Origin of the sequence: Gottfriedia acidiceleris (assembly GCF_023115465.1) — a bacterium.
GTDB classification, from domain to species: Bacteria; Bacillota; Bacilli; order Bacillales; family Bacillaceae_G; genus Gottfriedia; species Gottfriedia acidiceleris_B.
Genome location: NZ_CP096034.1, coordinates 4,284,071 through 4,295,634 on the forward strand (window position 1 = coordinate 4,284,071; position 11,564 = coordinate 4,295,634).

Sequence of the window (11,564 nt, forward strand, 5' to 3'; positions counted from 1 at the left end):
TTGCTGCCAATTTGTACTCACCTTAATGAGAAATAAAGAAAGCTTGCATTAACACCATCTGGTATTAAAACAAGCTTCGAATGGCGCTAATGCCTTTATTTAATAAATAGGTAGAGATATTATAGTTTGCTGCAATTTTCTTTTGTGATACACGTTTTACTTCATTTTCAGCAAGATAATGTGTAGCAGCTAATAAAACATCTTCATTTACAGGTAATTCTTTATATTTTAATGTAAGTTCACAAATAGTGAAAAACCATAATTGAAGATGATTACGTAGTATTATATAATCCTCTTCCCAAGTTGTCTGTACTTTCTTTGCTCCGTTAATTGCAATATTCAATGATGGATGAGGCTCTAGATAACACATATTATTTAGAAGTACTTGTTCTAATTGTTCATCGAGACCAATATTTTCTAATGGATCTAAATCTTGAAGGATTGAACTGAATTTTTGTTCATAATAATATTCCTTCATAAAATAGATTAATCCCCATCTCTCACTATTCGAATTAGAGTATTTTGCTTGATACTCTGTTTCAGCCATTAATTGTTCGATTTCATTCGATGAATGTTTTTTTTCAGCCCATGGAGCCAATTCCTCATGATCATCAAATTCATTTGTCATTTCAAAATTCCAAATACGCTCCGCCGTTTCAATCCTTCCAGATTGATAAGCTGCATCACAGAACATATAATAAAACTGTATTTCACGATCTGGTCGTTCCATATAAAGTAAATTAAATAACTTATAAGCTTCTTCATACTTCTTGAATTGATAGAAAAGTACACCTAGCTTGTGGCGGTGCTCTTCAGAGATCGGAACAATATTTGATAAGCCTTCAAGATATTGCAGAGCAATTTCTTGTTCATTTAATATTCTCTTTAGCATTGTTAAATGAATTAAAGCTGATAAATTACCTGGATTATGTTCTAAAACATATTGTAATACTCTTTCAGCTTCCTCAGGATTACCTAGATGAAGCTCAACTAAAGCTAAGTTATTATAAGCTGGCCAAAATTCTTGATACTTATCAACAATAGTAAGTAAAGTTGATTTAGCAGATTTCCAATCATGATTTGCCAAATAGCTTGTAACTCGCTCTTGAAGCACTAATAAATCATCATTAATACTTAAATCATCATCTTCTTCACTATGAATAATATCTAAATAGTCTTCTAGTTCTTCTAATTGCTCTTCATCCGTGCCAATTTCTAAATACTTTTGAGCATACAAATTAGCTTTTTGGAACAATCCTAATTCAAAAAATGCAAATGCTAATAAATAATATACATCCTCATTTGTTGGAAATTTCTCTAAAATATATTCTAAAATTGTTATTGTAGTTTGATATTGATGTAATGATAAAAGCTTTCTAGAAATATCTATAAGAACTGTTAGATTTTCTTCATTTTCAGCAGCTTTTTTCAAATAATAAATCGCTTGCTCAGAATCGTTACTATTATAAGCTTTCATCCCTTTTTCGTAGAAATAATCCTTCGGTAACGAGAACGAAACGACATTATGAAATTGATTTGTTTGATTCCCCAAATTTTCAGACATTCGATCCTCCAGTTTTTAAAGCTTATCACAGTATATCACAAAAAAAGAGGAAATAGTCGCCGTCCAAATTATAAGAATTTTAGACGAACGTACAATTTCCACATTATCTAAATAAGTTATCAAAGTATTATTTTAACCGAAACAAAAAATATTGAAAACCACTTTTTAAATAGTAGTTTCAGATTGAGGTAATGAAATAATAACCATAGGATTACCTCCAACGAATGCACCTGCTGGAACATCCTTGTTGACTAGTGTTGCAGCTGAAACTTTCGCACCATCACCTATTGTGACACCTGGCAGGATTGTCGTATTTGCACCAACTAACACATTATTACCAATAATGACTTCTCCTAATCGATATTCATTAATTAAATATTCATGCGCCAGGATTGTTGTATTATAGCCGATAATCGAATTCCTACCAACTGAAATTAATTCTGGAAACATTAAATCAGGCGTTACTTTAAATGCAAAGGCTGCATACTCTCCTATTTTCATTCCAATCAGATTCCTATACATCCAGTTTTTCAGTCTAAAGAAAGGGATATAACGAGCTATTTCAATGACAATAGTATTTCGAAATGTTTTCCAAAATGAAACCGTCTTGTAGACTTGCCAAAGTGAATTTTCACCTTCAATTAGATAGCGTTTCGTTTTCCTCAATTCTCATCAATTCCTAAAATTGGTAAAAGATCACTCATCTTTTCAAGCATAAAATCAGGTTTAAAAGTAGCTAAAAATTCTTTTCCTTTTAGTGACCAAGCAACACCCGCTGTTTTCGTTCCAGCATTTTTACCACCTTCAATATCATGGTAATTATCGCCCACCATTATACTCTCTTCAGGAATAGAATTTAATTTTTTAAGAGCTAATTGAATCGGTTCTGGATGTGGCTTTGCATTTTGCACGTCATCTATTGTGATAACAGTATCAAAGAATTGCTTTAATCGACTAAAACTTAAGCCCATCTCAACAATATTTCGTGCCTTTGTTGTTACAATCCCAATTTTATAACCTAATTTGTGTAAAGTTTCGATCGTTTCATAAACTGTTTCATATTCCTCAACAAGCTCATCATGCATCTCCATATTAAAACGGCGATATTCAGAAATGAACTCTTCAACTCTTTCTTCATCTACCGTAGAGAATGTTTCAGTTAAGGTTGGCCCTATAAAAGGTATAACATGTTCACGTTTATATTGTTCAGGATAATATTTATTCAAAGTATGCAAGAATGAAGCAATGATTAATTCATTTGTATTGATTAAGGTACCATCTAAATCAAATAGTATCGTATTTATTTTCATAAGAAATTCCTTTCTATTTCACTTCAGCTTTTAAACTTGATTCAGTTCTTCTACCTACTCTTCCTACGATTCTTGCAACTATACAAGTAACAACTAATGCGACAAAGAAACGAATTAAAAATAAGTATAAAACTGGAATCCCTAAAGGAATGAAGAGAAGTGTATCTTCTACTACAGCATGACAAGCTACTAAAAATAAGAAAACAAGGTATAAATCTCGTTTCGAAACACCATCTTCTTTAACAGCTTGAATCATAACACCTGCTCCAAAAGCTAATCCAAAAAACAATCCCGCAGCTAATGTAACTCCTGCTTTTGCTTCAACACCGATTAATTTAGTAAATGGAGATAATGCTTTGGTTATATAATTCATCCACCCAAAATCTTTTGCAATTTGAATAACTAGCATTAATGGAAAAACAATTTTAATAAGGTTTAAAATACCGATTAATGACGAGATGATGGCATTATAAACGATATCCCATCCTGACTGGTTAACGCTTTCTGCAACGGCAATACCTTTATGAACAATTTCTGTTCCACCAGACCAAAAGAAATGGATACAAATTGCGGATATAATTGCAAATCCAATCCTTACTAATACGACAAAAGATGCTCGAACTCCTACAGCAGTAGCTACTGTCGTTTCAACAAATAGATTATGAGAAAAACTTAACATAACTGCCAGAATCAATGCCTCCTTGACAGTTAAATCCATCGGTAGCATTGCTCCAAGAGCTGCATATAGATTTAAAACATTTCCTAAAACTAATACTAATGCTGCATCTCCCTTTAAACCGATAAAACTCATTAATGGTTCAAGAATATTAACAAACCAGTCCATTAGTGCAGTTTCTTTAATAATCGTTAAAATGAAAGAAATAGGGAAAATTATTTTCCCTATTTTCCAAGAAGTTTGTAAACCAACAAGTAACCCTCTCTTTAAAGTTTCCAACGTACTCCCCACTCCTGTTTTACAAACTTATGCGTCTAAATAACGCTCATTCGATAATCCTTTAACTCTACGATATATAAGAATAATAATAGATAGTATGATTATTACGACAGAAATAAATTGAGCCATTCTAATTGTACTTGTTAACATTAAACTATCTGTTCTTAGTCCTTCAATAAAGAAACGACCAACCGAGTACCAAATTAAATAAGTTAAAAACATTTCACCACGTCTTAAATTCACTCTTCTTAAAATTAGTAAGAAAATAATCCCTAAAAAACTCCATAATGATTCATATAAAAACGTTGGATGATAATACGTTCCATCAATATACATTTGATTAATAATCCAAGTAGGTAAATGAAGACTTTCTAAGAATGATCTAGTTACTGGACCTCCATGAGCCTCTTGGTTCATGAAGTTTCCCCAACGACCAAGCATTTGGCCTACTAAAATACTTGGTGCTGCGATATCGGCAAGCTTCCAAAATGAAATGCCTCTTTTCTTTGCAAAGAAGTAACTAGCAATAAATGCTCCTATTAAACCACCGTGAATAGCTAATCCACCATGCCATATAGCCGGTATTTCACTAACATGCTTAGAATAGTAGCTCCATTCAAAGAGTACATAATAAATTCTTGCCCCTATAATGGCTGAAGGTAGAGCTACTAAAATTAGATCCAAAAATGTATCATCAGGTATTCCACGTCGTTTACTTTCACGAATTGCCAACCATAAACCTAATACAACACCTAAACCGATCAATACCCCATACCACTTTATTGAAAGAGGACCTAAGTGTAAAAATACTTTATCTAATGGCTGAATATTTGACTCCATTTCAATTTCCCCACTTTATCATTAAATTAAATCACTAACATTATTACCGCCTTGAATTACTTTCTCTAAACGATCTGCAAATTGTTGTGCAGCATTTACACCCATATTTTTCAAACGGAAATTCATCGCTGCTACTTCAATAATAACAGCTAAATTTCGACCTGGTCGAACAGGCAATGTGATTTTCGAAATATCTGTATCTAATATTCTAAGTTTTTCATCATCTAAGCCAACTCGGTCGTAAACTTTTTGGGAATCCCAAGTCTCTAAATCAATGTTCAACGTAATACGCTTGTAATTACGAACAGACCCTGCTCCGAAAAGAGTCATTACATTAATAATTCCTAATCCACGAATTTCTAATAAATGCTCAATTAATTCTGGCGATGAACCAATCAGCGTATCCTCATCAGTTTGACGAATCTCTACTGAATCATCTGCTACTAATCGATGACCACGTTTTACTAACTCTAGAGCCGTTTCACTTTTACCTACTCCACTTTTACCAGTAATTAATACACCGACACCGTAAATATCTACTAGTACACCGTGTAATGCTGTAGTTGGAGCAAGTTTAGCCTCTAAATAACTAGTAAGTCTACTATACATTTTAGTTGTCTTACTGTTTGAGAGTAAAATAGGTACGCCAGTTTCTTCACCCGCTTCAATTAATTCTGGTGGAATCTCTAAGCCACGTGTCACGATAATACAAGGCGTATCCTCTGCACAGAGTTTTCTTAATCGATTATGTTTTTCTTCGTCAGTTAAGCTATGATAAAAAGTTAATTCTGTTTTCCCTAATATTTGTACTCGATCAGATGGATAGTATGTAAAAAAACCTGCAACCTCTATCCCTGGGCGAGATAAGTCAGTCGTGTTAATCGAACGATTCAACCCCGTACTTCCACTAATGACCTCTAATTTAAAATACTCAACTAAATTCTTTGTACGTAATTTAGCCATACAAGCCTCCTAAGGATTAATATTTATGTATTATCTCTCATATTGTACCATTTTTAAACTTTGTGGGAAAATGTCGACAAGACACTAACTGCGCTAAAACGATTAAAAATTATTAATGTAAAAGTGAATTTATTACGATATCTAGTAACTTCAATCAGTTTTAGTATCAGTTAGATAACAACGGAGTTCACATAATGTTCGAATATCCCTTAAACAAAACAAAAAAAGAGACTCTCAAAAGTACTTTAACTTAAGAGACTCCTCTTTTTCTACCGATGACTATGCTTTTTTTTGTCCTTTGAACCAAACACAAAATATTGAATTAACATACTGAATGTACTAATTAGAATCGATGCGATAATAGCAGTTCCAAAACCATTTACTCGTAAGGCATCCCCTAATAAATAATCAGTAATTTCAAGTGTAAATGCATTAATAATAAACAGGAATAATCCCATTGTAAAAATGGTTACAGGTAAAGTTATGAATATTAAGATTGGGCGAATAATTGTATTTAAGATCGATAACACCAACGCAGCAATGATAGCCGTTGGAATATTTTTCACATAAAAATCTGGTTGCAGAAATCCTGCTACTACAATAAAAACTAAGCTATTAATAGCTAATGAAAATAACCATCTCATTTATTTCACGCCACCTTCTTCTGGAACAACAAATATCCAAATTAAATAAACAAATAGAAGTGCTCCAAATCCTACGAAGAATAATATAACAAAAAGTAAACGGATTAATGTACTGTCCAAATTAAAATACTTACCCAATCCACCACAAACACCAGCAAGCATAGAATCTTTAGAAGATCGATATAGTTTTTTCAAAAAAAATCTCCTCTCTATCGATACGCCCTCATTTTTTTATCATTACTAATTTTTTATTTCATTATTTATTCTATGTTAAAACATTAAAGAAATGTGGACTACTTTTCAAGTAAAAGGAACTATGTAGAACATTAACATATCCTAAATAAAAACAAATACAAAGAAAAGGAGTTTAGGTCCTATTCTTTGTATCTCTTTTTTACTTTATGTTGTAACTGACTATCTTTTTAAGATTAAGTTTCCATCAATGCCAATCTTTTTTCCATTCTAGCTTTGTCACGTTCTAATACAGCTTTTAAATACTTACCTGTATGAGACGCTTCGACTTTACATAGTTTCTCTGGTGTACCGGTTGCTACGATCGTACCACCTTTGTCTCCACCTTCTGGTCCTAAATCGATTAGATGGTCGGCTGCTTTAATGACATCTAAGTTATGTTCAATTACAAGTACAGTATCTCCATTATCTACAAGTCTTTGTAAAACAACTAATAATCGGGCAATATCATCAACATGAAGCCCTGTAGTTGGTTCATCTAATATATATAAAGTTCTTCCATTCGTCCGTTTATGAAGCTCGGAAGCTAGTTTTACTCGTTGTGCTTCTCCGCCAGATAAAGTAGTAGCTGGTTGACCTAATGTAATATAACCTAAACCTACATCATTTAACGTTTGAAGTTTACGTTTAATCTTAGGAATATTTTCAAAGAATGAAACTGCATACTCAACTGTCATATCTAATACTTCAGAGATCGATTTATCTTTATACTTAACTTCTAAAGTTTCTCGATTATATCGTTTACCATGACAAACCTCACATGGTACGTAAACATCAGGTAGGAAATGCATTTCGATTTTAATGATTCCATCGCCTCGACATGCTTCACATCTACCGCCTTTAACGTTGAAGCTAAAACGACCTTTCTTATAACCGCGAACTTTCGACTCATTCGTAGCGGCATATACATCTCGAATATCATCAAATACACCAGTATAAGTAGCCGGATTTGAACGAGGAGTACGACCAATTGGTGATTGATCAATATCAATAACCTTCTCCAATTGTTCAATCCCTTTTATTTCTTTATGCTCCCCTGGACGTACTTTCGACCCATTTAATTTTTGAGCTAATGATTTATATAAAATCTCATTAATTAATGTACTTTTCCCTGATCCTGATACACCTGTTACTGCAACGAACGTACCTAATGGGAATGAAGTTGATACATTTTTTAAATTGTTTTCTTTTGCGCCAACAATTTTAATTTCACGTCCATCGCCTTTCCTCCGCTCAAGCGGTACAGGAATAAACTTCTCACCCGATAAGTACTTCCCTGTTAATGAATTTTGATCATTCATTACTTCATGTGGCGTTCCTTGCGAAATGACCTGTCCACCGTGAATACCAGCTCCCGGTCCGATATCAATTAAATAATCTGCTGCTAGCATCGTATCTTCATCATGTTCTACAACAATTAATGTATTTCCGATGTCTCTCATATTTAACAATGTTGAGATTAAACGATCATTATCACGTTGGTGTAATCCAATTGATGGCTCATCCAAAATATATAATACACCTGTTAATCTCGAACCAATTTGAGTCGCTAAACGAATCCTTTGAGCTTCCCCACCAGATAATGTACCTGCTGCTCGGTTCAATGTTAAATAATCTAAACCTACATTTACTAAAAAGCCTAAACGCTCTCTAATTTCTCGAAGGATTAGATTTGCAATTTTTTCTTGTTTTGGCGTTAGATCAAGCGATCCAAAGAAATCAAACGCTTCTTTAACCGACATTTTTGTTACTTCTCCAACATGCAAGCCACCAATAAATACAGCAAGTGCCTCTTTTCTTAGTCGATGCCCTTTACAAGTTGGACAATGTTGTTGAGCCATGTATTTTTCCATTTGCTCACGAATAAAATCTGAAGATGTTTCCTTAAAACGTCTTTCTACATTTGAAATAACACCTTCAAATTCAATCATTGCTTCACGTACGTGACCTTGCTCGTTATCATATTTAAAATAGATTTGTTCTCCATTACTACCATAAAGAATTTTATCTTGTTGATCTTTTGGTATGTCTTTAAATGGAATATTCATATCAATTCCGTAATGATTACATACACTTTCGAGTAATTGAGGATAATACATCGAGCTAATTGATTCCCACGGTGCGATCGCATTTTCTTTAAGAGTTAATTCATCATTTGGGATCACTAAGTTTATATCCACTTCTAATTTCGTTCCTAATCCATCACATGAATGACAAGCACCAAACGGGCTGTTAAACGAAAACATACGCGGTTCTAATTCCCCAATTGAGAAACCACACAGTGGACATGCATGATGTTCACTAAATAGTAATTCCTCTTCACCTATTACATCAATGATAACTCGACCTTCTCCTAGTTTTAATGCTGTTTCAAGAGAATCAGCTAGTCGAGATGCTACACCATCTTTTACAACAATACGGTCAATTACAACTTCGATTGAATGTTTCTTATTTTTCTCTAATTCTATATCATCAGATACATCAAATAACTCACCATCAACACGAACGCGAACGAACCCTTGTTTTTTAATTTCTTCAAATACTTTTACATGTGTCCCTTTACGACCAGACACCACTGGAGCAAGCACTTGAATTTTTGTTCGTTCAGGATACTCCATTACACGATCAACCATTTGTTCTACTGTTTGAGAAGAAATTTCGATCCCATGATTTGGACAAATTGGAGTTCCGATACGAGCATAAAGAAGACGCAAATAGTCGTAGATCTCTGTTACAGTTCCAACGGTCGAACGAGGATTTCGACTAGTCGTTTTTTGATCAATTGAAATCGCTGGTGAAAGTCCTTCGATTGAATCTACATCCGGTTTATCCATTTGACCTAAAAACTGACGAGCATACGCAGATAATGATTCTACATATCTACGTTGACCTTCTGCATAAATCGTATCAAATGCTAGAGATGACTTACCTGATCCCGATAGACCAGTCACAACTACTAATTGATTACGAGGAATCGTTACATCGATATTTTTTAAGTTATGCGCTCTGGCCCCTTTAATAATTATTTCATTCATACTTTTCAAGTTCTTCACCTCTCAGACTTCAATTCTAATATTAAGTCACGAAGTTCTGTTGCTCGTTCAAAATCAAGCGCCTTCGCTGCGTCCTTCATTTCCATTTCAATTGATTGAATAAATAAATGACGTTCTTTTTTGTTCATTTTCTTATATTTAGCACTAATGCCGTTTTCATAAACTTCTTCTTCTTCAGCTACAGAAGTAGCGCGAATCACATCACGTACTTGCTTAATGATCGTTTTTGGAGTGATTCCATGTTTTTTGTTATATTCTTCCTGAATCTCACGACGACGTTTTGTTTCATTAATAGCAATATCCATCGAATTCGTCATTTTATCAGCATACATTATAACATGACCATTAGAATTCCTTGCAGCTCGACCAATTGTTTGAATTAATGAACGTTCAGATCGTAAAAACCCTTCTTTATCTGCATCTAAAATTACAACTAATGAAACTTCAGGAATATCTATACCTTCACGTAAAAGGTTAATACCAATTAACACATCATATTTACCTAAACGAAGGTCCCGAATAATTTCAATTCGTTCAAGCGTTTTAATTTCAGAATGTAAATAGTTAACCTTAATTCCGATTTCTTTCAAATAATCCGTTAAATCTTCAGACATTTTCTTCGTTAGAGTAGTAATTAGTACTCTCTCATTTTTAGCAATGCGATTACGAACTTCATCGATTAAATCGTCAATTTGACCTTCAATCGGTCGAACATCTATCGTCGGATCTAGTAGACCTGTTGGACGAATAATTTGTTCTACTTTCTCTGGACACAGATCTAGCTCATATGGTCCAGGTGTAGCAGTTACGTAAATAGTTTGTTGAACTTTATCCTCAAACTCTGCAAACTTTAAAGGTCGATTATCCAATGCTGAAGGCAGACGGAATCCATGATCTACTAATACTTGCTTTCGAGCTTGGTCACCATTAAACATTCCTCGGATTTGTGGAACTGTAACATGTGATTCGTCAATTACCATTAAGAAATCTTCTGGAAAATAGTCTAATAATGTATAAGGCGTAGAACCAGGTGGTCTCAGCGTCAGATGACGGGAATAGTTTTCAATTCCTGAACAAAATCCCATCTCGTTCATCATTTCTAAATCATATCTAGTTCGTTGTTCAAGCCTTTGAGCTTCTAGCAACTTACCGTTATCTCTCATTTCCTTTAATCGTTCTTCTAACTCAACTTCAATATTTTTAATAGCAATTTTCATTTTTTCTTCACGTGTAACGAAGTGAGAAGCCGGGAAAATTGCAACGTGTTCACGATCACCTAAAATTTCGCCTGTTAATGCATCCACTTCTCTAATTCTCTCAATTTCATCACCAAAAAATTCTACACGAATACAGTGCTCATCACGTGATGCCGGGAATATTTCAACAACATCACCACGAACTCGGAATGTACCACGTGAGAAGTCAATATCATTACGCGCATACTGAATATCTACTAGTTTATGTAATAGGTCGTCTCTACTAATTTCCATTCCAATACGAAGAGAACAAACTAACTCACGATATTCTTCAGGAGAACCTAAACCGTAAATACAAGAAACACTCGCTACAATAATGACATCCTTACGTTCAAATAGGGAGGAAGTCGCAGAGTGACGTAATTTATCAATTTCATCATTAATACTTGAATCTTTTTCAATATAAGTATCCGTTTGAGGTACATAAGCTTCTGGCTGAAAATAATCATAGTAACTAACGAAATACTCAACTGCATTATTAGGAAAAAACTCTTTTAATTCACTATATAATTGCCCTGCTAATGTTTTATTGTGAGCAAATACTAATGTTGGTTTTCCTACTTCTTTAATTACATTTGAAATGGTAAACGTTTTTCCCGTACCTGTCGCACCTAATAAAACTTGATGCTTTTTACCATTTTTAATACCATCAACTAACTGCTTAATCGCATTTGGCTGGTCACCCTGAGGTGAATAATTAGAAACTACCTCGAATTCCTGCTCCATC

The 11,564-nt window shown here is 33.9% G+C and carries 10 protein-coding genes; all 10 read right to left on the reverse strand.

What is annotated here, in order from left to right:
- Positions 1–64: 64 nt before the first annotated feature.
- The 10 genes from MY490_RS20195 to uvrB all read right to left on the reverse strand — a co-directional run bounded on the left by MY490_RS20195 (position 65) and on the right by uvrB (position 11,563).
- Positions 65–1,564: a tetratricopeptide repeat protein gene (locus MY490_RS20195; RefSeq protein WP_248267247.1), complete on the reverse strand. Its 1,500-nt coding sequence runs from the start codon at positions 1,562–1,564 to the stop codon at positions 65–67.
- A gap of 165 nt (positions 1,565–1,729) precedes the next feature.
- Positions 1,730–2,230, reverse strand: a complete 501-nt coding sequence (locus MY490_RS20200; protein WP_248267248.1) for an acyltransferase — start codon at positions 2,228–2,230, stop codon at positions 1,730–1,732.
- The gene (gene ppaX, locus MY490_RS20205) at positions 2,227–2,874 is read right to left on the reverse strand and encodes a pyrophosphatase PpaX (protein ID WP_248267249.1); all 648 of its coding nucleotides are present in this window, start codon (positions 2,872–2,874) and stop codon (positions 2,227–2,229) included. The genes MY490_RS20200 and ppaX overlap by 4 nt, the downstream gene beginning before the upstream one ends.
- Before the next feature lie 13 nt (positions 2,875–2,887).
- On the reverse strand, positions 2,888–3,829 hold the full coding sequence (locus MY490_RS20210) for a nucleoside recognition domain-containing protein (protein WP_248267250.1): 942 nt from the start codon (positions 3,827–3,829) through the stop codon (positions 2,888–2,890).
- A 27-nt stretch (positions 3,830–3,856) separates the two neighbouring features.
- On the reverse strand, positions 3,857–4,669 hold the full coding sequence (lgt, locus tag MY490_RS20215; RefSeq protein ID WP_248267251.1) for a prolipoprotein diacylglyceryl transferase: 813 nt from the start codon (positions 4,667–4,669) through the stop codon (positions 3,857–3,859).
- A 21-nt stretch (positions 4,670–4,690) separates the two neighbouring features.
- Positions 4,691–5,632, reverse strand: coding sequence for an HPr(Ser) kinase/phosphatase (gene hprK / locus MY490_RS20220; RefSeq protein WP_248267252.1), 942 nt, complete (start codon positions 5,630–5,632; stop codon positions 4,691–4,693).
- Positions 5,633–5,901: 269 nt separating this feature from the next.
- The gene (locus tag MY490_RS20225; protein WP_248267253.1) at positions 5,902–6,276 is read right to left on the reverse strand and encodes a phage holin family protein; all 375 of its coding nucleotides are present in this window, start codon (positions 6,274–6,276) and stop codon (positions 5,902–5,904) included.
- A complete protein-coding gene (locus MY490_RS20230) occupies positions 6,277–6,471 on the reverse strand; it encodes a PspC domain-containing protein (protein ID WP_248267254.1) in 195 nt (64 codons plus the stop codon).
- Positions 6,472–6,704: 233 nt separating this feature from the next.
- On the reverse strand, positions 6,705–9,563 hold the full coding sequence (uvrA, locus tag MY490_RS20235; RefSeq protein ID WP_248269441.1) for an excinuclease ABC subunit UvrA: 2,859 nt from the start codon (positions 9,561–9,563) through the stop codon (positions 6,705–6,707).
- Between the two features lie 14 nt (positions 9,564–9,577).
- Complete coding sequence (uvrB, locus tag MY490_RS20240) at positions 9,578–11,563, reverse strand: excinuclease ABC subunit UvrB (protein WP_248267255.1); 1,986 nt, start codon at positions 11,561–11,563, stop codon at positions 9,578–9,580.
- Position 11,564 lies beyond the last annotated feature (1 nt).

Bases quoted from the DNA above. Each gene is read 5' to 3' on its own strand.
- uvrA (WP_248269441.1), bottom strand. From the start codon at position 9,563: ATGAATGAAATAATTATTAAAGGGGCCAGAGCGCATAACTTAAAAAAT.
- ppaX (WP_248267249.1), bottom strand. From the start codon at position 2,874: ATGAAAATAAATACGATACTATTTGATTTAGATGGTACCTTAATCAAT.
- MY490_RS20225 (WP_248267253.1), bottom strand. From the start codon at position 6,276: ATGAGATGGTTATTTTCATTAGCTATTAATAGCTTAGTTTTTATTGTA.
- lgt (WP_248267251.1), bottom strand. From the start codon at position 4,669: ATGGAGTCAAATATTCAGCCATTAGATAAAGTATTTTTACACTTAGGT.
- MY490_RS20195 (WP_248267247.1), bottom strand. From the start codon at position 1,564: ATGTCTGAAAATTTGGGGAATCAAACAAATCAATTTCATAATGTCGTT.
- hprK (WP_248267252.1), bottom strand. From the start codon at position 5,632: ATGGCTAAATTACGTACAAAGAATTTAGTTGAGTATTTTAAATTAGAG.
- uvrB (WP_248267255.1), bottom strand. From the start codon at position 11,563: ATGGAGCAGGAATTCGAGGTAGTTTCTAATTATTCACCTCAGGGTGAC.